Source organism: Actinomadura sp. NPDC048021, assembly GCF_040653135.1.
Taxonomy (GTDB): Bacteria; Actinomycetota; Actinomycetes; order Streptosporangiales; family Streptosporangiaceae; genus Spirillospora; species Spirillospora verrucosospora.
Genome location: NZ_JBEZJQ010000005.1, coordinates 68,543 through 92,202, shown reverse-complemented (window position 1 = coordinate 92,202; position 23,660 = coordinate 68,543). Strand labels below are relative to the sequence as shown.

Sequence of the window (23,660 nt, the reverse complement as noted above, 5' to 3'; positions counted from 1 at the left end):
GCGAGGCGGCGCGGCGGTCTGGACGGGCGCGGGTCGGTCATGGGCGTGTCACGGCGGCGGGACGGCGTCAGGCCGGGCCGGCCTTGTAGCCGACCCCGCGCACGGTGACGACGATCTCGGGCCGTTCCGGGTCCTTCTCGATCTTGGCGCGGAGCCGCTGGACGTGCACGTTCACCAGCCGGGTGTCGGCGGCGTGCCGGTAGCCCCAGACCTGCTCCAGGAGCACCTCGCGGGTGAAGACCTGGCGGGGCTTGCGGGCGAGGGCGACCAGCAGGTCGAACTCCAGCGGCGTGAGCGGGATGTGCCGGTCGCCGCGCTTGACCGAGTGGCCGGCGACGTCGATGGTGATGTCGCCGATCTGCAGGGTCTCGGGCGCCGGCTCGTCGGTGCGGCGCAGGCGGGCGCGCACGCGCGCCACCAGCTCCTTGGGCTTGAACGGCTTGACGATGTAGTCGTCGGCGCCGGACTCCAGGCCGAGGACGACGTCCACGGTGTCGCTCTTGGCGGTCAGCATGACGATCGGCACGCCGGACTCGGCGCGGATCTGCCGGCACACGTCGATCCCGTCGGCCCCCGGCAGCATCAGGTCGAGCAGCACGAGGTCGGGCCGGGTCTCCCGGTACGCCTCGAGCGCCTTGTCGCCGTCGTGGACGAACGACGGCTCGAAGCCCTCGCCCCTCAGCACGATGCCGAGCATCTCGGCGAGCGCGAGATCGTCGTCGACGACCAGTACACGTCCTCTCATGGCCCTCATCGTCACAGGTCGGGGTTCGGTGGAGTGGGGCGCGCGACGCTCCGGCGCCACCTCGCCAGGGAGAGTTATGCCTTGGCGTGCAAGGTTACCCGCGTTTGCGCCGTACGGCGGTCCCCCGGATCGTCCGGGCGACCCGCCATGGTAGGCGCGAGTCCCGGAACCGGCGCAAGATGTGCGCCGCACCCGTGACAGGATGACCTGACCGGCGGCCGCTTAACGGTCCGGATCGGGCCAGATTGGGCCAGATCGGACGCACCGCCGACCCGCCGGAGAGCGCAGGGAGACGGGATGCCGGGACCGGACGGCTGGGACGACGACGCCGGCGCCACCGAGGTGGCGCGGGGCGTCCCGTTCCGACCCATGTCCATCTCGGAGATGCTGGACGGCGCGATCGCCGGGATCCGGCTCAGGCCGCGCGCCACGCTGGGCCTGTCGGTGGCGGTCAGCACGGTGATCCAGGTGACGAGCTCGGTCGCCGCCTCCTTCTTCATCGGCGACGAGGCCCGCGACGAGGTCACCCCCGACGTGCTGATGGAGTCGCTGGGCGCCCAGCTGACCCTGTCCCTGCTGGGGCTGGTGCTGTCGGCGTTCGGGATCCTGCTGCTGGCGGGGCTGGTGGCGCCGATCCTGGGGCGCGAGCTCCTCGGCATGCCGCTCGCGCCCAGGCAGGCGTGGCGGGACGCCCGGCCGCGGCTCGGACGGCTGGTCGCCACCGCGTCGGCCGTCATGGGCGTCTCGCTGGGCGCGCTGGTCCTGCCGCTCGCCCCGTGCCTCCTGCTGATCGCCGCCGGGGCGCGCCCGGCGTTCGCCGTGCTCGCGGGGATCTTCGGTTTCCCGGTCGGCGTCGGGCTGATGGTGTGGCTGTACATCCTGTTCGTGCAGGCGGTCCCCGCGGTCGTCCTGGAGCGGCGGACCGTCGGGGGCGCGCTGCGCCGCGCGACGACGCTCTCCAAGGGGCGCTGGCTCCGGACGTGCGGGACGCTCCTGCTGGCGCTGGTCGTGACCGTGTTCATGGGCTTCTTCGCCTTGCGGATCCCGTTCCTGTTCGCACAGCTGATCTTCTTCGGCGACTCCTCCGGCAGCGGGGCGACGATGGGCGCGCTCGCCGTGGACACCGTGGGCCGGATCGTGAGCTGGTCGGTGGTCATGCCGTTCGACGCGGGTGTGATCGCCCTGCTCTACATGGACCGGCGGATGCGCCGCGAAGGCTTCGACCTGGACCTGCGCACCCGGGGGCGTTCGGCCGCGGCCATCGCCGCCCGGGAGCGGGGAGCGGCGGCCGAGCAGGGGGCCGGTGAGCAGGGCGCCGGTGAGCAGGGCGCCGGTGAGCAGGGCGCCGATGAGCAGGACGAGGGGTTCATCGGCCTGTGGCGGACGGGTCCGGCGCCGGCCGGCCCGGCGCAGGGACGTCCGTGGACGGGGGCGGGCACGTGATTCTCGATCCGATCGGCCGCGACGAGGCCCGCGAGATGGCCCGCCGCGAGCTGGAGAAGCAGGTCTACCAGCGCGACAAGCCGTCCTGGCTGGAGCGGGCCTGGGACGACTTCGCCGAGTGGCTGGGCCATCTGTTCCAGAAGGCGCCCGCCCCGGAGTCGCAGGGCAGCGGCGGCGGGTGGACGTCCGTCGCCATCGTCGTCGCCATCGTGCTGGTCGCGGTCGCGCTGGTGGTGTGGCTGATGCGGGGACGCCGGAACCCCCGCTCCCGGAAGGACCCGCTGCTGGAGGACGCGCCGTCCACGGCGCTCGACCACCGGGAGGCGGCGGAGCGGCACGCCGAGGCCGGGCAGTGGGCCGAGGCGATCCGCGAGCGGCTGCGCGCCATCGCCCGCGATCTCGAAGAGCGGGCGGTGCTGTCGGCGCGGCCCGGCCGGACCGCCGACGAGCTGGCCGCCGAGGCGGGCGAGGCGGTGCCGGAGCTCGCCGGCGAGCTGGCCGCGGGCGTGCGGATCTTCGACGACGTCTGGTACGGGGACCGCCCCGGCACCCCCGAGGGGTACGCGCGGATGAAGGAGCTGGACGAGCGGCTGCGGGCGGCGCGGCCGAAGCCGCTGGAGACCGACGACCTCACCCTCGCCGGAAGCGGCGACGAAGGGGGGCCGCGATGGTGACGGCGTCCCCGCCGCGCGGGGGAGCCCCCGCAGCGGAGGCGTCCGCCCGGCAGGTCGCGGGGCGCCGCTGGCGGTCGGCGCGCGGCGTCGTCGCGGCGGTCCTGGCGATGATCGTGATCGCGGTGGCGCTGGCCGCGCTGCGTCCCTCCGCGGGGGCCGAGGCGCTCGACCCGGAGTCGCCGAAGCAGGACGGCAGCCGGGCGCTCGCGGAGATCCTGCGCCGGCACGGCACGCCGGTGACGGTGGCCCGGAGCACCGGCGACGCCATCGGCGCGGCCGGGCCCGGCGCGGTCCTGGTGGTGACCCGCACGGAGCGGCTCACCGAGGAGGACCTCGCCCGGCTGAGCGGCGTCCCGGCGGACGTGCTGCTCGTCCGGCCGACGTCGTTCGCGCTGGAGGCGTTCGCCCCGCAGGTGCGCAGGCGGGGCCCGTCGTTCGAGGAGACCGCCGAGCCGGGCTGCAATCTGCCCGTGGCGTCGCTCGCGGGGGCGGTCGACTTCCACGAGTCGGAGACCTACGAGGTCGCGGGCGCGGGCACGGCCTGCTACCGGACCGGCTCCGGGGACGCGAGGCTCGTCCAGGTCGGCACCGGCACGCACACCGTGACGGTGCTCGGCTCGACGGCCCCGCTGACGAACCGGCGGCTCACCGAGGAGGGCAACGCGGCCCTCGGCATGAACCTGGCCGGGGCGGGCGCCTCGGCGGTCTGGCTCGCCCCGGGCCTGCCGAAGGCGGGCTCCGGCGCGGGCCAGCGGTCGCTCGGCGATCTGCTGCCGTTCGGGGTGAAGCTGCTCGTCCTCCAGCTGCTCGTCGCGGTGCTGCTGGTGGCCCTGTGGCGGGCCCGCCGCCTCGGCCCGGTCGTGGCGGAGGCGCTGCCCGTCGTCGTCCGGTCCGCCGAGACCGTCGAGGGCCTCGCCCGCCTCTACCGCGCGGGCCGCGCCCGCGACCGGGCCTCGGACGCGCTGCGCTCCGGCGCCCGCGAACGGCTCGTCCCGCTCCTCGGACTCCCCCGCAGCAGCGCGCAGGATCCCTCCGCCGCGCGGGAGATCGTCACGGCGGTCGCCCGCCGCACGACGTACGACGAGGCGTACGTCGGAGCGGCCCTGTACGGTCCCGAACCCTTGGACGACGCCGGGCTGATCGCCCTCACCGACGTCCTCGACGACCTGGAAAGGCAGGTACGCCAGTCGTGAACCCCCCTGTAGAGCTCGGGAAGGACGACGTGCCCGGCGGCGCGGGGCCGGGCACGATCCCCGAGGACGCCCGGCGCCAGGCCGAGACGGCCCGCGCGGCGCTCACGGCCCTGCGCAGTGAGGTCGCCAAGACGGTCGTCGGCCAGGACTCCGTGGTGACCGGGCTGGTGATCGCGCTGCTCTGCCGCGGCCACGTGCTGCTGGAGGGCGTTCCCGGCACGGCCAAGACGCTGCTGATCAAGACGCTGTCGCGGGCCCTCGACCTGGACTTCAAGCGCGTCCAGTTCACCCCCGACCTGATGCCCGGCGACGTGACCGGCTCGCTGGTGTACGACAACCGGACGGCGGAGTTCGACTTCCGCGAGGGACCGGTCTTCACCAACCTCCTGCTCGCCGACGAGATCAACCGGACGCCCCCCAAGACGCAGGCCTCCCTCCTGGAGGCCATGGAGGAGCGCCAGGTCTCGGTGGAGGGCACCGCGCGCCCCCTGCCCGACCCGTTCGTGGTGTGCGCGACGCAGAACCCGATCGAGTACGAGGGGACCTATCCCCTGCCCGAGGCCCAGCTCGACCGGTTCCTGGTCAAGCTGACGGTGCCCGTCCCCACGCGGGACGAGGAGATCTCCATGCTCCAGCGGCACGCCTCCGGGTTCGACCCCCGCGACCTGTCCGAGGTGAAGCCCGTCGCGGGAGCGGCCGAGCTGGCCGCCGGGCAGGCCGCCGTGAGGACCGTGCACCTGGACCCCAAGGTCGCCGCCTACGTCGTGGACCTGTGCAGGGCCACCCGGCAGTCCCCGTCCCTCCAGCTCGGCGTGTCGCCGCGCGGTGCGACGGCGCTGCTGGCGACGTCCCGCGCGTGGGCGTGGCTGTCGGGCCGCGACTACGTCACGCCGGACGACGTGAAGGCGCTGGCCAGGCCCACGCTGCGGCACCGCGTCCAGCTGCGTCCCGAGGCGGAACTGGAGGGCGCGACCGCCGACGGCGTGCTGGAGGGCATCCTCGCCCACGTCCCCGCCCCGCGCTGATGGCGCTGACCGGGCGCCTCGGGCTGCTGGCCCTCCTCGGCGCGATCGTCCCGCTGTTCGCGCCGAGCTGGTGGACGCTCTTCGCGGTCTGGGGCGTCCTGCTGCTCGGCGTCGCCGCCGACCTCGCCCTGGCGGGGAACGTGCGGGCCCTGCGCTTCCACCGCGACGGCGACACCAACGTGCGCCTCGGCGAGACGGCCCAGGTGTCGCTGATCGTGGAGAACCTCGGCCGGCGGCGCCTCAAGGCCCGGCTGCGGGACGTGTGGCCGCCGAGCGCGGGCGCCACGCCCCGCATGGTGAAGGTGGACGTGCCCGCCGGGGAGCGGCGCCGCGTCGAGATGACGTTGACGCCGACCCGCCGCGGCGACCGGAAGGCCGTCACGGTCGCCGTCCGCTCGGTGGGGCCGCTCGGGCTGGCCGCGCGGCAGCTCTCGCGTTCCGCGCCCTGGACCGTCCGGGCGCTGCCCGCGTTCCCGTCCCGCCGCCACCTGCCCGCCAAGCTCGCCCGGCTGCGGGAGCTGACGGGCGCGCACGTCGCGCTGATCCGCGGGCAGGGCACCGAGTTCGACTCCCTGCGCGAGTACGTGGACGGCGACGACGTCCGGTCCATCGACTGGCGCGCCACGGCGCGGCGCGGCGACGTGGTCGTGCGGACCTGGCGCCCCGAACGCGACCGCCGCATCTACCTCGTCCTCGACACCGGCCGCACGTCCGCGGGCCGCGTCGGCGACGTCCCCCGGCTCGACTGCTCGATGGACGCTGCGCTGCTGCTCGGCGCCCTGGCGTCCCGCGCCGGCGACCGCGTCGACCTGCTCGCCTACGACCGCCGGGTCCGCGCCCGCGTCGAGGGCGCGTCCCGCACCGACCTGCTGCCCGCGATGGTGCACGCCCTCGCGCCGCTGGACCCCGAGCTGCTCGAATGCGACGCCGCCGGGATGGTGTCCACGCTGATGGCGCGCGTCCGGCAGCGGTGCCTCGTGGTGCTACTCACCGAGCTGAACACTGCCGCGATCGAGGAGGGCCTGCTGCCGCTGCTGCCGCAGCTCACCGCCCGGCACCTCGTCATGATCGCCGCGGTGTCGGACCCGCGGGTGGCGGAGATGGCGGAGGGCCGCGGCGACCTCGCGACCGTCTACGACGCCGCCGCCGCCGAACGCGCGAGAGCCGAACGCCGCCGCCTGACCGCCGAGCTGAGAGGCCACGGCGTGGAGGTGGTGGACGCCCCGCCCGCGGAGATAGCCCCGGCCCTGGCCGACGCCTACCTGGCCCTGAAAGCCGCAGGAAGGCTGTAGAGCGTTCTGTGTCCGGTCAACCGGACACAGGAACGAGGTCGGGGTGGAGGTCGGTGTCGCCGGTTTCGCCTTGGCGGACGGCGCGGCGGCCCAGGACGATCACGTAGGTGAGGAAGGCGGCCTCGGCGATGACGCCGATGGTGATGCGCAGCCACGTGATGTGCACCCAGCCGGTCACGAAGCCCTCGATGAGGCCGGACACGAGGAGCACCGCGATGAGGCCGAGGGCGATGCTGACTGCGGCGCGGCCCTCCTCGGCCAGGGCCTGGCCGCGGCGGCGCGGGCCCGGGTCGACGATCGTCCAGCCGAGCTTGAGGCCGCCGGCGCAGGCGAGGTAGACGGCGGTGAGCTCCAGCAGGCCGTGCGGGAGGATCAGCCCGAAGAACACGTCGCCCTTGCCGTAGGCGAACATGAGGCCGCCGCTGATTCCGAGGTTGACCTGGTTCAGCAGCAGGACGTACACGGTCGGGACGCCGAGGAGGATCCCGAAGATGAGCGCGGTCGCCGACACCCAGGCGTTGTTGACCCACACCTTGAACGCGAACGAGGCCGCGGAGTGCTCGGTGTAGTAGTTGGCGAAGTCGTGCTCGACGAGTTCGCGGATCTCGTCGGGCGTCCCGATGGTCGCCTGGACGTCGGGGCTGTGCACGACCCAGATGGCCAGGGCGAGCGACAGCAGGTTGCCGAGGACGGCGCCGCCGAGCCACCACCACCGCATCCGGTACGCGGCCGCCGGGAACGACACGGTCGCGAAGCGGGTGACGTCGCGCCAGAGAGGCGCCTGGGCGCCGCCCACCGCGGCCCTGCCGCGCGCCACGAGCGACGACAGCCGTCCCACGAGCTGCGGGTCGGGCGAGCTGGAGCGGACGACCGACAGGTGCGTCGCCGTGCGCTGGTAGAGATCGACCAGTTCGTCGGCTTCCGCGCCGGTCAGCCTGCGGCCGCGGTTGATGAGCCGTTCGAGGCGCAGCCATTCGGCGTTGTGCGCGGCCACGTAGGCGTCGACGTCCACCCGGCGAGACTAACGCCTCGGCCCGCCGAACCGGCACAATGGGCAATCCGCCCGCATCGGAGGACAGGACATGGCCGATCTCGTCACCGGCGAGGCCGTCGCGCTCGACATCCGGGTCGCGCGGCTGGCCAGCCGTGCCTGCGCCGTCCTTCTCGACCTGCTCCTGCAGCTGGTGCTGCTGAACATCGTCGTCTACGTCACGGCGATGACCTCGCTGGTGGCCGACGACGCCTGGACGGTGGGGCTGACGCTGCTCGGCGTCGTCGCGGTGATCGTCGGTTATCCGTGCGCGTTCGAGACGCTGTCGCGGGGGCGGACGCTGGGCAAGATGGCCGTCGGGCTCCGCGTCGTCGGCGACGACGGCGGGCCGGTGCGGTTCCGGCAGGCGCTGGTGCGGGCGCTGGCCGGGTTCGTCGAGTTCTGGGTGTTCTACGGCTCGCCCGCGCTGATCACGTCGTTCTGCAACCGGCGCGGCAAGCGGCTCGGCGACCTGTTCGCCGGGACGATCGTCATCCAGGAGCGGGTGCCCGCGTCGGCCCTGCTGGGGCCCGTCGCGGTGATGCCGCCGCAGCTCGCCTGGTGGGCGCGGAACCTGGAGCTGTCCATGCTGTCGGACGAGCTGGCGATGACGGCCCGGCAGTACCTGTCGCGGTTCTGGGAGCTGCTCCCGGAGGTCCGCGACTCGCTGGGGCAGCGGATCGCCTCGCAGGTCGTCGCGGTGGTGAGCCCGCCACCGCCGCCGGGGGTGCGGCCCGAGATCCTGCTGTCGGCCGTTCTCGCGGAGCGCCGCCACCGCGAGGAGCTACGGCTCGCCGAGCGCCGGGCGCGCCGGATGCGCCGGCTCGGGCTTCCCGCGTGGGGCACCGCGCCCGCGCCCGTGCCCGTTCCGGCGATGGCGATGGCGGGGCCCGCGCCGTACGGCCCGCCGCCGCAGGGGCCTCCCGCGCCGCCGCCGTTCAGCGCCCCTCAGCCGGGGCAGCCGCGGTTCCTCCCGCCGAACGACTACGGCGCCGGGCCGTACCAGAACGTGCTGAACGCGCCCCGGCCGCCCGCGCCGTATCCGGCGGGGCCCGGCGGGCCGCCGCCGCAGGGCCCGCATCCGGGCTACTGACAAGATTGTCAATAGCGGCTCCGGCTCCTAGAATCCGAAGAAATTTCAGATTCAGGAGGCGGCATGCGCGTCCGTACTGCCCTCGGCCGGGTCGCCCTCGCGGCGCTCACCCTGACCCCGCCGGCGCTGGCCGCGGCGCCCGCGCGCGCGGAGACGGCGCCGCTTCCCGCCATCACCGACGACCGGGGCAGGACGCTCCTCCTGCACGGCCTCAACACCGCGGGCAGCGCCAAGGGGCCGGGCGGGCTGCCGTGGGTGAAGCGGGAGGACGTCGTCCGGGAGGCTCGCGAGCTTGGCACGAACTCCGTCCGGTACCTGGTCCAGTGGAAGAACGTGGAGCCGGAACCCGGTCGCTACGACGACGCGTACCTGGACGACGTCGCCGAACGTGTCGCCTGGTACGGCGACCAGGGCATGCACGTCGTCCTCGACATGCACCAGGACATCTACGGGCCGTCCGCTTGCGCGGGCTCCGGTAACGGCGCCCCCGCCTGGGCCACCTTCACCGACGGGCTGCCCTGCACGCCGCAGGACCCATGGGTGCTGACGTATCTCCAGCCCGGCATCCTTCGCGCCTACGACAACTTCTGGAACAACACCGGCAAGCACCCGGAACTGATGCGGCGCTACACCGCGATGTGGCAGCACGTCGCGCGACGCTTCTCACGCGTCCCGGCCGTCCTGGGCTACGACCTGATGAACGAGCCCTTCGGCGGGACGCGCCAGTTCGGCTTCTTCGAGGGCCCGATCCTGACGCCCTTCTACCAGGGCATCGTCAATGCGATCCGCAGGGTGGACGGCGACAACTGGGTGTTCGTCGAGCCGCAGGCGCTCGGCCCGAACGAAGGCGCGGAAACCTCCCTGGACACTGTCCGGGACCCGCGCCCCGGCGACCCCCGGATCGTTCTGGCGCCGCACTTCTATCCGGGTGGCGTCGACCTGGGCGGCTCCTACGACGGCGTGGCGAAGATGCTCGTCCAGGCGCAGTTCACGCTCTGGAAGCGGAACATGCCCGCCGCCGCACGGCGCATGAACGCGCCGATGTGGCTGGGCGAGGTCGGCGGCATGGGCCAGGACGCTCCAGGCGCCGCCGACTTCACCGGCGACTGGCTCTCGATGGCCGACGAACTCGGCATCGGCTGGGCGTACTGGTCGAACGACCCCGGCTCGTCTGGAATCACCGACGGCGAAGGCAAGCCGACCCTCTTCGCGAGGCTGCTCGCCCGGCCCTACCCGCGCGCGGTCGCCGGCACCCTCACGAAGGTCGCCCATGCATCGGGCACGCTCACCGTGACGTGGCGGAACAAGACCGGCGTGTCGGGCCCCACGGAGATCTGGTTCCCGTCCGCCCCGAAGGTCACCTCGTCCGACCCGGACGGGACGTGGCGGACCTCCTGGGACGCGACGCGCCACGTCCTGTCGGTGTGGGCCGACCCCGGCACGCCGTCCCACACCGTCACGGTGAGGCCCTAGCCCGGAAGCGAGCGCAGCTTCTCGGTCAGCGTCGGGCGCAGCTTCTTCAGGCACAGCACCGGCCGGAAGGCGCCCTCGCTGGTCATGTAGCTGGTGGCCTCGGCCGGGCACTCCTTCGTCGTGGCCACCCTGCCGACGACCTTCGCTATGGCGTCGCTGGACTCGCACTGGGCCTTGTCCAGGTCACCGATGTTGAACGAGGGGTCCTTGATGCAGTCGCCCGGGGACAGCACGCCGCCGCCCGCGCCCAGGCACAGCACCGGGTCGGCCGCGTTCCCGCCGCCGAAGGACCGCAGCTTCATCGTCTCCAGCGTCTTCGCCGGGCACGCGCTCTCCGCGCCGACGCGCGCGATCACCTTGCCGTACCAGTCCGGCTTGGAGCAGGGCTGCTCCTTGCCGAAGCCGATGGAGCCGCTGCTCACGCAGTCGCCCGCCGCGAGGAACGCCCCGCCCGCGCCCGGGTCGCCGGGATGCGAGCCCTTGAGGTTGCGCACGCAGGCCTCGTAGTAGGTCTTCTCTTCCTTCTTCTCGCGGACGTTCGTGAAGCCGTCCGTGCCGCTCGGGCAGTCGGGCTCGGCACGCGAGCCGAACTGGAAGGCCGACGCCTCCTTCTTGCCGACGACCTTCAGCACCTTGGCCTTCGCCTTGGCGTCGTCGCAGCTCACCCGGAGGCTCGGCGGGATCCTCTTGCCGTCGTCCAGTCCGAACCCGGTGTCCACGCACTGCTCGGCCTTCACCGGGCCGGTCGGCGCGCCCGTCCCGTGGAGCGCCAGGAAGGCCACGCCCGCCAGCACGACCACGCCGGCGACCGCCACGGCCGCCCACACGATCGGCGAGGGGCGCTTCGCCGGCGGCGGCCCCGGCGGCCCCGCGGGCGGGAACGGGCCGCCCATCGGCGGGCCCGGCATCGGCGGCCGGCCCGGCCCCTGCCCTTGCGTCGGCCCCTGCCCCTGGCCCTGCCCCTCCGGAACCTGCCCGTACACGCCGCAACCCCCCATACCTGATCTTGTCGGACGAGTACGAGAAGATACCGCACGCCAGGTCAGGGCAGGTTAGGCGGGGATTCCAGGGCGGTGAGCTCGATCCCGGGCGCGGCCAGCACGACGTCCCCGGCAAGGTGCACCGCTTCGACCTCGCCCGTGGACAGATCGGTGACCTCGTACTCCGACACGGGCAGCGGCTCGGTCTCCGTCTCGTAAGAGGACGTCCCCACCAGCCGCCAGCGCCACGGCGCCGTCAGCGCCGACAGCGACGCCCCGCTCAACCGGACGAGGCGGACGTCGGTCTGCGCGCCCTCGTCCAACTCCAGGGAACGGGCGACCGCGACCAGGAAACCCGGCGACTCGTGAAGGAATCCCGACGCCCGCTCGCTGTGCTCGGCGCCCGTCTCACCGGCCGCGCGCACCCAGGCCAGCCCGCGGCCGGTCACGCCGCCGCGCACCCACCAGCCAGGCGTGACGACCTCGACGCGGATCTGGCGCCAGCGCGCGTCCACGACGAGGTCCACGCGGACGCCGTCGGAGCGCGTGGAGGCGTACCGCCACCCGACGGGCCCGGGCGCGCACTGGAAGCGCTCCTCAAGCCCCCCGTCGAGGTGCAGGTACGTCCCGGCGGGCACGGGTCACGACCCGATACGCCAGGAGTGCAGGTAGTCCTCCTGGTCCGGGGTCAGCAGGTCGATGGAGACCGACATCGAGGCCAGCTTGAGCCGCGCGACCTCCGTGTCGATCTCCTTCGGCACATCGTGGACGGCCGGGGACAGCGACGCGTGGGACGTGGCGAGCCACGCGCACGTGAGGGCCTGGTCGGCGAACGACATGTCCATCACGGCCGCCGGATGCCCCTCCGCGGCGGCCAGATTGACCAGACGGCCCTCCGCGAGCAGCACCAGGCGCCGCCCGTCGGCCAGCACGTACTCGTCCGTCTGCGGCCGGACCCCGCGGTGCACCTCCACGGCCATGTCGCTGAGGGCCCGCACGTCGATCTCGACGTCGAAGTGCCCGGAGTTCGCGAGGATGGCCCCGTCCTTCATCACGGCGAGGTGGCCGGCGTTCACGACGTCGCGGTTCCCGGTGACCGTGATGAAGACGTCGCCCTCCACGGCCGCCTCGGCCATCGGCCGGACGGCGAACCCCTGCATGGTCGCGTCCAGCGCCTTCACCGGATCGATCTCGGTGACGACGACGCGCGCCCCGAGGCCCCGCGCCCGCTCGGCGAGGCCGCGGCCGCAGTAGCCGAAGCCCGCGACGACCACGGTCTTGCCGGCCAGCAGCGTGTTGGTCGCGCGCACGATCCCGTCGAGCGTCGACTGGCCCGTCCCGTACCGGTTGTCGAACATGTGCTTGGTGTCGGTGTCGTTCACCGCCACGACGGGGAACCTCAACGCGCCCTCGCGGGCCATCTGGTGCAGCCGGATGACGCCCGTCGTCGTCTGCTCGCACCCCGCCTTCACGGTGCCGAGCAGATCCGTCCGGTCGGTGTGCAGGGTGTTGACCAGGTCGCACCCGTCGTCCAGGACGAAGTCGGGTTCGGTCTCCAGTGCCTGGTGGATGTGCGCGTAGTACCCCTCGCGGTCGGTGCCCGCGCGCGCGAACACCTCGGCCCCGTACTCCTCCACGAGGGCCGCGGCGGTGTCGTCCTGCGTCGACAGCGGATTGGACGCCGCCAGCGCCACGCTCGCACCGCCCGCCTGGAGGGTGCGGATGAGCCCGGCGGTCTCGGTCGTGATGTGCATGCACGCCGCGACCTTCACCCCGTCCAGCGGCCGCTCGGCGGCGAACCGCTCCCGGATCTGCCGCAGCACCGGCATGCTCCGATCCGCCCACTCGATCCGCTTGACGCCCTCAAACGCCAACGACCGATCCGCAATATCGCTCATCAACACCCTCTAGAAGTAACTGCCGGACGGGATCCCCCGCCCGGCAGCGTCAAGCACGTCCACTTCCCTCCGGTGCCCAGCGATCGCCATGTCACGACGACCTCAGCCACCACCGCCACCCCGCGACGACCTCAATGGTTGCGATCGCGTCCGAAGGCAGGTCCGAGCGGAGCGAGAACCTGATCGCGCAGCGAGCCGCAAGGCGAGACGGAGCGATGCCAGCGATCGCCCGCGTTTATCGACGATGGAGGGCCGCCAGGCCCGAAGGAGGAGAGAAACGCAATCAGTAACGGTAGTGGTCGGGCTTGTAGGGGCCTTCGACGTGGACGCCGATGTAGGCGGCCTGCTCCTTGGTGAGCTCGGTGAGCTTGACGCCGAGGGCGTCGAGGTGGAGGCGGGCGACCTTCTCGTCCAGGTGCTTGGGCAGGACGTAGACGCCGATCGGGTACTCGTCGGTCTTGGTGAAGAGCTCGATCTGCGCGATGACCTGGTTCGTGAAGGAGTTGGACATCACGAAGGACGGGTGGCCGGTGGCGCAGCCGAGGTTCATCAGGCGGCCCTCGGCGAGGACGATGATGGAGTGGCCGTCGGCGAAGCGCCACTCGTGCACCTGCGGCTTGATCTCGATCTTCTCGATGCCCGGGGTCTTGGCGAGCCCGGCCATGTCGATCTCGTTGTCGAAGTGCCCGATGTTGGACACGATCGCCTGGTGCTTCATCCGGCCCATGTGCTCGGCCGTGATGATGTTGAAGTTGCCGGTGGTGGTGACGAAGATGTCGGCGATGTCGACCACGTCGTCCAGGGTGGTGACCTGGAACCCGTCCATCGCGGCCTGCAGCGCGCAGATGGGGTCGATCTCGGTGACGATGACGCGGGCGCCCTGGCCGCGCAGCGCGTCGGCGCAGCCCTTGCCCACGTCGCCGTAGCCGCAGACGACGGCGACCTTGCCGCCGATCAGCACGTCGGTGGCGCGGTTGAGGCCGTCGATGACCGAGTGGCGGCAGCCGTACTTGTTGTCGAACTTCGACTTGGTGACCGAGTCGTTGACGTTGATCGCCGGGAACGCGAGGGTGCCGGCCTTCGCCATCTCGTAGAGGCGGTGGACGCCGGTGGTGGTCTCCTCGGTGACGCCCTTGATCGCGGCGGCGGCCTCGGTCCAGCGGCCGGGCTTCTCGGCGATCGTGCGGCGGAGGGTGTCGAGGATGATGCCCCACTCCTCGGGGTCGTCCTCGGTGGCGGCCGGCACGGCGCCCGCCTTCTCGTACTCGGCGCCCTTGTGGACGAGGAGCGTCGCGTCGCCGCCGTCGTCGAGGATCATGTTGGGGCCGGTGCCGTCCGGCCACTGCAGGGCCTGGTCGGTGCACCACCAGTACTCTTCGAGCGTCTCGCCCTTCCACGCGAACACCGGGACGCCCTTCGGGTCGTCGACGGTGCCCTCCTTGCCGACGACGACCGCGGCGGCGGCGTGGTCCTGCGTGGAGAAGATGTTGCAGGACACCCAGCGGACGTCGGCGCCGAGCTCGACCAGCGTCTCGATCAGCACGGCCGTCTGGATCGTCATGTGCAGCGAGCCCATGATCTTGGCGCCGCGCAGCGGCTTGGCGGCGGAGTACTCCTCGCGCACCGCCATCAGGCCCGGCATCTCGTGCTCGGCGAGCCGGATCTCCCGGCGCCCGAAGTCGGCCAGCGACAGGTCGGCGACCTTGTAGTCCATGCTTTCGTTGCTCCCTTGGTCATGTGCGCGCCGTCGGGTACGCGAGGTCGTGACGGGCGAGTGCACGGCCGCGTCAACGGGGGCGAGTCTACGGGCGGCGACCGCCCGAAGGCACGGTCGAGGGCGACTTCCTGACACTGATTTGTCAGAATTGGCCCATGCGTATCACGGAGGCCGCCCGGCGGCTCGGCACCTCGCCCCGGATGCTCCGCTACCGCGAGGCCCTCGGCCTGCTGCCCGTCACCCGCGAGACCGCCCTCACCAGGTCCGGGGGCGGCCACCGCCGCTTCGGGGACGCCGAACTGCGCGCGGTCGCGCTGGCGCTGGCCCTGGAGAAGCGCTACGACATCGGCCCCACCGAACTGGCCTTCGGCCTCAGAGTCCTGGCCGAACCCCAGGTCCAGGCCCACGTCCGCGAACTGGGCGAACGCATAGGCCGCCTCTCCGCCCCGCCCACCCGAGCCCTGGACTTCGAAAAGGAAAAGGCCCTACGCCTCCTCCGCCGCCGCTAGTTCATTGCGTTCCTCTCCTCCTTCGGGCCTGGCGGCCCTCCATCGTCGAGAAACGCGGGCGATCGCCAGCATCGCTCCGACTCGCCCAGAGGCTCACTGCGCGATCAGGTTCTCGCGAGCTCGAACCTGCCTTCGGACGCGATCGCGACCTTGAGGTCGTTGCGTGGTTGCTGGGAAGGGGAGTCAGCTCCCGCCTTCTCCCGGGACTACTACGCCGGATTCGTAGGCGAGCATGACCGCCTGGGCGCGGTCGCGGAGGCCGAGTTTGGTGAAGACGCGCGCCACGTGCGTCTTCACCGTGTGCTCGCTGACGAAGAGGCGCTGTGCGATCTCGCCGTTGGAGAGCCCGCCCGCGATGAGGACGAGCACCTCGCTCTCGCGGGCGGTCAGCGTCGACAGCTCCGACGGCGCCTGCGGGCGGTTGCGCCGCTGCTTGGTGAACTCGCGGATGAGCCGTCCCGTGACCTGCGGGGCCAGCAGGGAGTCGCCGCGCGCCACCACCCGGACCGCCGAGACCAGCTCCTCCGCGGTCGCGTCCTTCAGCAGGAAGCCGCTGGCGCCGACGGCGAGCGCGTCGTAGACGTACTCGTCCACGTCGAACGTGGTGAGCACCAGGACCCGGACGTCCTCCGAGCCGGGCAGCGCGAGGATGCGGCGGGTGGCCTCGATGCCGTCCATGCCGGGCATCCGGATGTCCATCACGACGACGTCCGGGCGGCGGCGCTCGGCGAGCGCGACGGCCTCGCGGCCGTCGCCGGCCTCGCCGATCACGGTGATGTCGTCCTGGGCGGCGAGCAGGGCGGCGAACCCGGCCCGCACGATCGTCTGGTCGTCGACGATCATCACGTTGATCACAGCGGCCGTCCCTGGGGCGGGGGGACGACAGGGTCAGGAGCGGCCGGGCGGCGCCTGCGAACCGTGTCCACGGATGGAATTCCCCTCACTCGTCACCGGAAGCTCGGCCTCCACCAGGAACCCGCCCTGCGTGGCCGGGCCGGCGGAGAACCGCCCGCCCAGCATGGTCGCACGTTCCCGCATCCCCACGAGGCCGTGTCCGCCAGCTGATCCGGACGTCTCCAGGCGAGTGCGCCCGGGGTCCGCCGGGGCCGGGCCCGCGGGGCCCGCCTCACCTGTACGGGGGCCGGGATCGCGGGGGTTCAGGACCTGGGTGGCCGCGGAGGCGCCGCTGTCCTGGACGCGGACCGCGAGCCGGTCGGGCAGGAACGTCAGGTCGACGCGGACGCCGGCGCCGGGCGCGTGCCGCCGCGCGTTGGTCAGCGCCTCCTGGACGATCCGGTACGCCGACAGCTCCACCGTGGTGGACAGGGCGCGCGGGTCGCCGTGCACGTTGAGGTCGACGTGGCCGCCGGCGCCGCGGTGCTGGTCGATCAGGTCGGGGAGCCGGTCGAGGCGCGGCTGCGGGGAGTTCGCCGCCTCCGGTTCGGGGGTGGCGTCGGCGCGCAGCACGCTGAGCAGCCGCCGCATCTCCACCAGCGCCTCCCGGGCCGTCTTGGCGATCTCGGTGTAGCCGGCGCGGGCCTCGGGCGAGAGGCTGTCCATCGTGTACGGGGCCGTCTCCGCCTGCACAGCGATCATGGAGACGGAGTGCGCGACGACGTCGTGCAGCTCCCGGGCGATGCGGGCGCGCTCCCGCATGACGGCCTGCTCCCGCTGGACGGCGGTGAGCCGGGTGAGGGTCTCGTTGGTGCGCTCGGCGGCCTCGGCCTCCGTCCGGCCCGCGGACTCCACGACGCGCCGCGCGTCCCCGAGCCCGATGGCGGCGAGGACCGCGACGATCGGCGCCGGCCAGGGGATGTCGTCGAGCGTGCCGGTCGCGAGGTAGACGACCCCGAGGGCGGCGACGCTGCCGACCGCGAGGACGCCGGTGGACTGGCGGGGCAGCCGCCGTCCCAGCGCGTACAGCGTGTAGAGGGCCGCGAAGCTGGTCGTGACCAGCAGGATCTGCCCGGTGAGCAGGCTCGCGGCGACCGCGCTGAGCACGACCGCGGCGACGGCGCGCAGGTTCTCCCGGCGCCACACCAGCGGGAACGTCGCCGCGACCGCGAACCCGCCCGCCAGGCTGAGCGGGGAGTCGACGCGCGGCGCCAGCTCCGCCAGCGCCGCGATCGTCAGCGCGAGGCCGGTCAGCGGCGCGAAGTACCAGGCCGACACGACCTCCCGCCACGTGTTGATCCAGCGGGGCAGCGGCGCCGTGTGCCCGGGCGCGGCGCCGGGACCGCCCCCCGCGCCGCCGTTCAGCCGGGCGCCGAGCCTGACCGCGAGCGGCCGCAGGAGCGTGCCGACGCCGGTGAGGATCCACAGCAGCAGTTGCCCGACCCCCGCAACGATGCGGCCGGACAGCCGCCACGCGTGGTGCGCGACGGCTGGGCCGAACCCCGCGGGGTCGGGTCCGGTCCGGGCCTTGTCATCGGTGGTCACCCCTCAATACTGACCGCTGAGGCGGGCCACGGCCTCACCGTGCGGGTGTATGCCGATCGCGGGAGTCCGCCTGGAGTACCAGCCGCGTTCCCTCCTTGAGGGGGACGTGCGGAGGAGTGCCGCGAACGTAGTGTCTTAACCGTGACCGCGACGGTGGCGTCGCCGACGTAGGGGGTTCGGCGGGGCCGCCGCGGTCACACCAGAACCGCCCGGTTTCAGGGGTCCGGGCGGGGAGGCATGGGAAAGCACCTCGCCGGACGGACGCGGCTCGCCTCCTCGGAGGCACTCGCCGGTCTCGCCTGGGCTGGGGTTCGGCCGGCGCCTGCGGCGGCCGCCCGGCGAGGAGTCCCGTGCCCGGCGCGGCCCGTGGAGCGGGCCGCGCGGAGCGTCGAGATCAGGACGACGCGGGCGTCTCCGGCTGAGCCTCCGCCGCGTGCGCGCGGGACGGCTCGTCCAGCGCCGGCTCCAGGTAGATGAGCTTCGCCTCCGGGATCTGCGCCCGGACCCTCGCCTCCGCCGCGTCGATCCCGCGGGCCACGTCGGCCGCCGTGTCGTCGTGGTTGACGGCGATCTTCGCGGCGATGAGCAGCTCGTCCGGGCCCATGTACTCGGTCCTGATGTGGATGAGGTGGTCGACCTCGTCCACCGACTCCAGCGCCTCGATGATCCGCCGCTCGGTCTGCGGGTCGACGCCCTCGCCGATCAGCAGGCTCTTGGTCTCGATCGCCAGGATCGTCGCGACCGCGCCGAGCAGCAGCCCGATCGCCACGGTGCCGACGCCGTCCCAGACGCCGTCGCCGGTGGCCACGGCCATGGAGACGCCGAGCAGGGCGAGGATCAGGCCGACGAGGGCGGCGAGGTCCTCCAGCAGCACCACCGGCAGCTCGGGGGCCTTGGCGCGGCGGATGAACGCCCACCAGGACTGCTCGCCGCGGACCTCGTTCGACTCCTTGATCGCCGTGCGGAACGAGAACGACTCCAGCACGATCGCGATGATCAGCACCGCGAACGCCCAGATCGGGGACTTGACCTCCTCCGGGTGGGAGATCTTGTGGTAGCCCTCGTAGAGCGAGAAGGCGGAGCCGACGGTGAACAGGACGACCGCGACCACGAACGCGTAGAAGTAGCGTTCGCGCCCGTACCCGAAGGGGTGCTGGGGGGTCCGGTCGCGTTCGGACCGCTTGCGGCCGAGCAGCAGCAGCCCCTGGTTCCCGGAGTCGGCCACCGAGTGGATCGACTCGGCCAGCATCGACGACGAACCCGTGAACGCGAACGCGACGGCCTTCGACGCCGCGATCCCGAGGTTGGCGGCCAACGCGGCGACGATGGCCTTCGTTCCACCCTCAGCACTCATCTACGCAATCCTCGCTCTGAGCTCTTGAACGGCAGGCTCGGACGCGGGGTCCACGCCGAGCGCGATAGCCAAGTAAACCGTGACATAGTCGGCCAGCGCGATCAGCGACGCGATCCTCTCCAGCGGATGGTCGCCCTCCGCCCGCATCTCGGTGACCGCCACGCCCCTGTCGCGGGCCAGCGCGGCGGCCGCCTCGGCCCGCCCGCGCGCCCGCGGGTGCTCCCCCGCGTCCCGCAGGGAGACCAGGTGCAGGCCGTGCTCCGGTTCGTCCAGCCGGTCGCGGAAGAAGTCGTCGGTGTCGGCCGGGGAGCCGGCCCGCGCGAAGAAGCCGTCGAACACCGCGACCTGGTTCCGGCCGGCCTCCGGGAGCTCCCCGAAGATCGCCGGGTACTTGGCGTTCTCGTTGAGCTGGCAGCACATCCGGTACGCCGCCGCGACGGACGGCTCGGACGCGCCCCACACGAGCGGCACGTCGCCCGCCAGGTCGAGCGCGAGGCGCTTGGCGGGGTTGACGAACGGCTCGCTGGACGGGCGGCACCGGTGCGCGACGTCCTCCAGGAGCGACGCCGTGGACTCCAGCACCGCGTCGGGGACGTCGGCCAGCCGCAGCGCCCGCGCCGCCAGGAGCAGGGGGACCGTCAGGCCCCACAGCGTGGAGCGCGGCCGCCCGGCGGACCGGACGGGGACGAAGACGCCGCGGCTCCTGCCGGCCAGGTCCGCCAGCGGCGAGTCCTCCCCGCCGACGGCCAGCAGGCGGCAGCCGCGCCGGGCGGCCTCCGCGGCGACCTCCAGGGTCTCGTCGTCGGTTCCCGAGGACGAGACCGCGACGACCAGGTCGGCGGCGCCCACCCAGCCGGGCAGCCGGGGGCCGCGCACCGTCGAGATCGGGACGGCGCAGCCCGTGCCGCACACCGCCGCGAGCACGTCGCCCGGGACCGCGCCGGAGCCGGTGCCGACGACCACGACCGCGCGGGGCCGGCCGTCCTCGCCCAGCCCGGCGACGCCGGCCTCCTCCGCGGCCCGCCGCGCCTCCCGCACCTGGGCCGCCGACGAGGCGACCTGCCGGAGCATGCCGCCGGGATCCGCCGCCTCGGCCGCCTCCGTGCTCTCCAGCCGCGAGGGGTCGAGGGAGGCGCTCACGGGGCGGGGGTCCGGGCCTCGTCCACCAGGAGGACGGGGATGTCGTCGCGCACCGGGTAGGCGTAGCCGCAGGAGCCGGTGCACACGAGCTCGTCGGCCTCCTCGTCGGCGCGCAGGTCGCCGCCGCAGTTGGGGCAGGCCAGGATCTCCAGGAGCCAGGAGTCCAGCTTCATCGTCATGGCAGCGTCACATCTCCCTTGCAGTCACTTTTCCCTGACCGGTCACTTCTCTCTGACCAGGGCCAGGACCTCGTCGCGGATCGCCGCCATGGTGTCCTCGTCGCCGGCCTCGGCGTTCAGGCGCAGCAGCGGTTCGGTGTTGGACGGCCGCAGGTTGAACCACCATCCGGCGGCGTCGTCGCGGACGGTCAGCCCGTCGAGCTCGTCGACCTCGACGCCGGGCCGCCCGGCGAAGGCGTCCTTGACCTTCGCGGCGGCCGCGGCCTGGTCGTCGACCTCGCTGTTGATCTCACCGGACGCGACGTAGCGGGTGTACTCGCGGAGCAGATCCGACAGCGGCCCGTCCTGCTGCCCGAGGGCGGCGAGGACGTGCATCGCCGCCAGCATGCCGGAGTCGGCGAACCAGAAGTCGCGGAAGTAGAAGTGCGCCGAGTGCTCGCCGCCGAACACCGCGCCGGTCTCGGCCATCGTCTGCTTGATGAACGAGTGCCCGACCCGCGTCCGGACGGGCGTCCCGCCGTGCTCGGCGATGATCTCCGGGACGGCCCGGGAGGTGATCAGGTTGTGCACGATCGAGGAGCCCGGGTGCTTGGCCAGCTCCCTCGTCGCCACCAGGGCGGTGATCGCGGACGGGGAGACGATCTCGCCTCGCTCGTCCACCACGAAGCAGCGGTCGGCGTCGCCGTCGAAGGCGAGGCCGATGTCGGCGCCGGTCTCGCGGACCTTGGCCTGCAGGTCGCGCAGGTTCTCGGGCTCGATCGGGTTGGCCTCGTGGTTGGGGAAGGTGCCGTCCAGCTCGAAGTACAGCGGGACCAGGTCGATCGGCAGGCCCTCGAACACCGACGGGACGGTGTGGCCGCCCATGCCGTTGCCCGCGTCCACGACGACCTTGAGCGGGCGGATGGACGACAGGTCGACCAGCGTCTTGAGGTGGTCGGCGTAGCCCTTGAGGATGTCGCGCCGCGTCACGGCGCCCGGCTCGCCGTCGAAGGCGGGGACCCCGTTCTCGATCATCTGGCGGATCTCGCCGAGGCCGGTGTCGCGGCCGACCGGCCGCGCTCCGGCGCGGCACAGCTTCAGCCCGTTGTACCTGGCCGGGTTGTGGCTGGCGGTGAACATGGCGCCCGGCAGGTCGAGGCTGCCGCTGGCGTAGTAGAGCATGTCCGTGGAGCCGAGCCCGGCCTCGACGACGTCCGCGCCCTGGGACGTGGCGCCGCTCGCGAAGGCCTCGGCCAGCGGCACCGACGACTCCCGCATGTCGTGGGCGGTGACGATCGCGCGGGCCCCGGTGACGCGGACGAACGCCGCGCCGGCCGCCTCGGCGGTCGCGGGGTCGAGCTCGTCCGGCACCACGCCGCGGATGTCGTACGCCTTGAAGATCTTGGCGAGGTCGCCCACTCCTGCTCCCTGTCCGAAGAACCGTGCGCGGAAAACGGCAGGCTCACGAGCCTACCGGGAAGGGCGGGCGCGACCCGCCGCGGCGTCGGACCGGGGACCGGGGCGGAAGGATCGGGACGGGGCGGGAGCCCGCGTTCACTCCTGGCCGGGCTGCGTCCCGGCGGGTTCGGAGCGCAGGACGCGCAGGTGGCCGCGGCGGCCGACCTCGGTGCCCTGGCCGACCGGCTCGTGGCCGGACCCGGGCGCGGGCTTGGCGGCCTCGCGGACCGCGTCGGCGAGGGCCTCCAGGTCGTCGGCGCTGGGCTCGGACTCCTCCTCGACGGGGAGCCGCACCAGCTCCCACCCCATGGGGGCGGTGAGCCGTTCGGAATGCTCGGCGCACAGGTCGTAGCAGTGCGGCTCGGCGTACGTTGCGAGCGGCCCCAGGACCGCGGTGGAGTCGCGGTAGACGTACGTGAGCGTGAACACTGCGGGCGCCTTGCAGGCGGTGCGGGAGCAAGTGCGGACGGGGCTCACGATGGCTGACCGTACCTCCCCCCACCCGGCTCCGCCACCACCCCGGCGCACGTGTCGCCGTTACCGGGCGATTTCCTTGGTAACAACTACATTCCGTGATGACTCCCTGCACGGACCGTGCCGGACGGGGCGTGCGTGAGGGCCGCCGCGCCGGCGGAGGTACTCTTGGGGCGTGCGTTCCCGTGTGGCAGGCGTACGGCGCCGCGATCGGCACGGTCGTGGCCTCCGTGGCCCTCTGACGCCCTCGCAGGCGCCGATCTCACGTACCCGCGCGGAACGGTTCGCCGACCTCGTCGACGACGAGGTCAGGCGGCTGGGCGCGCGCTGGGGTCGCGAGCTGGCCCGGGTCGAGTTCGCGGTCGAGGACGTCCCGGGAGTCGACCCGCTGTTCGACGGGCCCGTCCCGCTCGGCCAGACCCTTCCCGGCGACGGCGACCGGCCCGTGCGCATCGTCGTCTACCGGCGCCCCGTCGAGGCCCGCGCCGCCGGCGACGCCGAGCTCTCCCAGATGATCCGCGACCTGCTCGTCGAGGAGGTCGCCGACCTGCTCGGCCTCTCCCCCGAGTCCGTCGACCCGAGCTACGACACCCCCGACGACTAGATCCGGGATCAGTTCGGGGTCAGGGCCGTCTGGGAGTCGGCGGTGGCCGGGAGGCGCAGGGTCGTGGGCGCCGGGACGATCGGCAGCACGGTGAACAGGTGGTCGCCGCCCTTGCCGGTGGCGAGCATGCGGGACGCGTAGACGGGCGCGGAGCCGGGCCTCGGCGTGATCACCACGCCGAAGGAGGCGTCCGCTCCGCCGCCGGGCGCGGTGAGCTCGGTCTCCACGGTCCGTCCGGCGGGGATCTCGACCTGCCGGGGGGAGCCGGCGCCCTGCGCGTTCAGGGTCGTGACCTGGACGCTCGCCGCGCCGGACGGGGCGGTCAGGGACAGGGACGCGTCGAAGCGGTTGTCGGCGACGACGCCGGGCGACGACGCGCTGAGCGGCGGTGTGGCGGCGCCGTAGGCGACGTCGGCGCCCCGGTCGGCGGCGAAGCCCGCCAGGATCGGGCGGTCGGCGACGAGCCGGACGGCGGCGGCCCTGCCGGACAGGGCGCCGTCGAGGGGGACGGAGGTCACGGTCTTGCCGGGGGCGTCCAGGACGTCCTGGCCCTGCGGGGCGAACGCCCCGGCCGAGGTGATCACCTGGACCCTGATCCGGGCGTCGGCCTCGCCGGGGACCGCGACCAGCAGGCGGCGCCCGCCGGAGCCGCCCGGCACGCCGGGGACGAGGGCGGAGGCGGCGGGCGGGGCCGACCGCGGCAGCCACTCGACGCCCTTCTTCTTCCCGATCCGGACGCGCAGGGACGCGGCGACGCGGCCGCTGGTGGTGCGCACGCGCAGGGCGAGGTCGGCGGCGGTCTTCACGATGTCGCCGAGGCCTTCGGGCGACCCGCCGATCCTCACGACGCGGGTGGTGTAGGGCTCGACGGGCGTGCCGCGCCCCTCGGTGGTGTCGAGGGGGCCCTCGCCGGACAGGGCGGAGACGTCGACGGACGCGGGCTGCGCGTCCGTCGACGTTG

General features: G+C 73.2%; 22 protein-coding genes and 1 pseudogene. 9 read left to right on the top strand and 14 right to left on the bottom strand.

The annotated features are described in order from the left end of the window. Positions 1-67: 67 nt before the first annotated feature. Positions 68-745 carry an MtrAB system response regulator MtrA gene (gene mtrA, locus AB0C87_RS10420; RefSeq protein ID WP_360577185.1) on the bottom strand — a complete coding sequence of 226 codons (678 nt, stop codon included), beginning with the start codon at positions 743-745 and terminating at the stop codon, positions 68-70. 297 nt (positions 746-1,042) lie between these two features. Between mtrA and AB0C87_RS10415 the strand changes: the two genes are divergently transcribed. From AB0C87_RS10415 to AB0C87_RS10395, 5 genes are read left to right on the top strand one after another with little or no spacing between them, the layout of a single operon-like run. After that, positions 1,043-2,188 (top strand): hypothetical protein, encoded by a 1,146-nt coding sequence (locus tag AB0C87_RS10415; RefSeq protein ID WP_360577184.1) that lies wholly within the window; start codon positions 1,043-1,045, stop codon positions 2,186-2,188. Continuing rightward, entirely contained in the window at positions 2,185-2,862 is a 678-nt protein-coding gene (locus tag AB0C87_RS10410) for a DUF4129 domain-containing protein (protein ID WP_345177763.1), read from the top strand. Before AB0C87_RS10415 ends, AB0C87_RS10410 begins: the two co-directional genes overlap by 4 nt. Next, positions 2,856-4,055: a DUF4350 domain-containing protein gene (locus AB0C87_RS10405; protein WP_360577183.1), complete on the top strand. Its 1,200-nt coding sequence runs from the start codon at positions 2,856-2,858 to the stop codon at positions 4,053-4,055. Before AB0C87_RS10410 ends, AB0C87_RS10405 begins: the two co-directional genes overlap by 7 nt. A gap of 56 nt (positions 4,056-4,111) precedes the next feature. Next, positions 4,112-5,080, top strand: coding sequence for a MoxR family ATPase (locus AB0C87_RS10400; RefSeq protein ID WP_360577320.1), 969 nt, complete (start codon positions 4,112-4,114; stop codon positions 5,078-5,080). After that, on the top strand, positions 5,080-6,372 hold the full coding sequence (locus AB0C87_RS10395; RefSeq protein WP_345177758.1) for a DUF58 domain-containing protein: 1,293 nt from the start codon (positions 5,080-5,082) through the stop codon (positions 6,370-6,372). Before AB0C87_RS10400 ends, AB0C87_RS10395 begins: the two co-directional genes overlap by 1 nt. A gap of 16 nt (positions 6,373-6,388) precedes the next feature. On the opposite strand, the gene AB0C87_RS10390 is transcribed toward AB0C87_RS10395, so the two are convergent. Continuing rightward, complete coding sequence (locus AB0C87_RS10390) at positions 6,389-7,384, bottom strand: stage II sporulation protein M (protein ID WP_360577182.1); 996 nt, start codon at positions 7,382-7,384, stop codon at positions 6,389-6,391. 70 nt (positions 7,385-7,454) lie between these two features. On the opposite strand from AB0C87_RS10390, the gene AB0C87_RS10385 reads away from it, so the two are divergent. Continuing rightward, positions 7,455-8,495, top strand: a complete 1,041-nt coding sequence (locus AB0C87_RS10385; protein ID WP_360577181.1) for an RDD family protein — start codon at positions 7,455-7,457, stop codon at positions 8,493-8,495. 63 nt (positions 8,496-8,558) lie between these two features. Next, positions 8,559-9,968, top strand: coding sequence for a cellulase family glycosylhydrolase (locus AB0C87_RS10380; RefSeq protein ID WP_360577180.1), 1,410 nt, complete (start codon positions 8,559-8,561; stop codon positions 9,966-9,968). Here AB0C87_RS10380 and AB0C87_RS10375 read toward each other — a convergent pair. The 4 genes from AB0C87_RS10375 to ahcY (AB0C87_RS10360) all read right to left on the bottom strand — a co-directional run bounded on the left by AB0C87_RS10375 (position 9,965) and on the right by ahcY (AB0C87_RS10360) (position 14,560). After that, the gene (locus AB0C87_RS10375; RefSeq protein ID WP_360577179.1) at positions 9,965-10,951 is read right to left on the bottom strand and encodes a hypothetical protein; all 987 of its coding nucleotides are present in this window, start codon (positions 10,949-10,951) and stop codon (positions 9,965-9,967) included. The two genes, AB0C87_RS10380 and AB0C87_RS10375, sit on opposite strands and share 4 nt — an antisense overlap. 59 nt (positions 10,952-11,010) lie before the next feature. Beyond that, positions 11,011-11,586 carry a hypothetical protein gene (locus AB0C87_RS10370; protein ID WP_360577178.1) on the bottom strand — a complete coding sequence of 192 codons (576 nt, stop codon included), beginning with the start codon at positions 11,584-11,586 and terminating at the stop codon, positions 11,011-11,013. Between the two features lie 3 nt (positions 11,587-11,589). Further along, positions 11,590-12,846: an adenosylhomocysteinase gene (gene ahcY, locus AB0C87_RS10365; protein ID WP_345177745.1), complete on the bottom strand. Its 1,257-nt coding sequence runs from the start codon at positions 12,844-12,846 to the stop codon at positions 11,590-11,592. Positions 12,847-13,129: 283 nt separating this feature from the next. Next, positions 13,130-14,560, bottom strand: a complete 1,431-nt coding sequence (gene ahcY / locus AB0C87_RS10360) for an adenosylhomocysteinase (RefSeq protein WP_360577177.1) — start codon at positions 14,558-14,560, stop codon at positions 13,130-13,132. Positions 14,561-14,718: 158 nt separating this feature from the next. On the opposite strand from ahcY (AB0C87_RS10360), the gene AB0C87_RS10355 reads away from it, so the two are divergent. Further along, complete coding sequence (locus AB0C87_RS10355; protein WP_360577176.1) at positions 14,719-15,072, top strand: MerR family transcriptional regulator; 354 nt, start codon at positions 14,719-14,721, stop codon at positions 15,070-15,072. Positions 15,073-15,255: 183 nt separating this feature from the next. On the opposite strand, the gene AB0C87_RS10350 is transcribed toward AB0C87_RS10355, so the two are convergent. From AB0C87_RS10350 to AB0C87_RS10320, 7 genes are all read right to left on the bottom strand, one after another. Next, positions 15,256-15,927: a response regulator transcription factor gene (locus AB0C87_RS10350; protein ID WP_360577175.1), complete on the bottom strand. Its 672-nt coding sequence runs from the start codon at positions 15,925-15,927 to the stop codon at positions 15,256-15,258. Between the two features lie 33 nt (positions 15,928-15,960). Continuing rightward, positions 15,961-17,511 carry a histidine kinase gene (locus tag AB0C87_RS10345; protein WP_360577174.1) on the bottom strand — a complete coding sequence of 517 codons (1,551 nt, stop codon included), beginning with the start codon at positions 17,509-17,511 and terminating at the stop codon, positions 15,961-15,963. Between the two features lie 394 nt (positions 17,512-17,905). Beyond that, positions 17,906-18,865: a cation diffusion facilitator family transporter gene (locus AB0C87_RS10340; RefSeq protein ID WP_345177734.1), complete on the bottom strand. Its 960-nt coding sequence runs from the start codon at positions 18,863-18,865 to the stop codon at positions 17,906-17,908. Next, positions 18,866-20,005 carry an SIS domain-containing protein gene (locus AB0C87_RS10335; protein WP_360577173.1) on the bottom strand — a complete coding sequence of 380 codons (1,140 nt, stop codon included), beginning with the start codon at positions 20,003-20,005 and terminating at the stop codon, positions 18,866-18,868. After that, positions 20,002-20,184 (bottom strand): Trm112 family protein, encoded by a 183-nt coding sequence (locus AB0C87_RS10330; protein WP_089315918.1) that lies wholly within the window; start codon positions 20,182-20,184, stop codon positions 20,002-20,004. Before AB0C87_RS10330 ends, AB0C87_RS10335 begins: the two co-directional genes overlap by 4 nt. 42 nt (positions 20,185-20,226) lie before the next feature. Further along, complete coding sequence (locus AB0C87_RS10325) at positions 20,227-21,582, bottom strand: phosphomannomutase/phosphoglucomutase (RefSeq protein ID WP_360577172.1); 1,356 nt, start codon at positions 21,580-21,582, stop codon at positions 20,227-20,229. 135 nt (positions 21,583-21,717) lie between these two features. Continuing rightward, complete coding sequence (locus tag AB0C87_RS10320) at positions 21,718-22,098, bottom strand: DUF3499 domain-containing protein (RefSeq protein WP_179846169.1); 381 nt, start codon at positions 22,096-22,098, stop codon at positions 21,718-21,720. 172 nt (positions 22,099-22,270) lie between these two features. Here AB0C87_RS10320 and AB0C87_RS10315 point away from each other — a divergent pair, with 172 nt between their 5' ends. Beyond that, complete coding sequence (locus AB0C87_RS10315) at positions 22,271-22,699, top strand: metallopeptidase family protein (RefSeq protein ID WP_345177726.1); 429 nt, start codon at positions 22,271-22,273, stop codon at positions 22,697-22,699. Between the two features lie 8 nt (positions 22,700-22,707). Here AB0C87_RS10315 and AB0C87_RS10310 read toward each other — a convergent pair. Further along, positions 22,708-23,640 (bottom strand): annotated as a pseudogene (locus AB0C87_RS10310) (DUF5719 family protein); the annotation flags it as partial. Between the last annotated feature and the right edge of the window lie 20 nt (positions 23,641-23,660).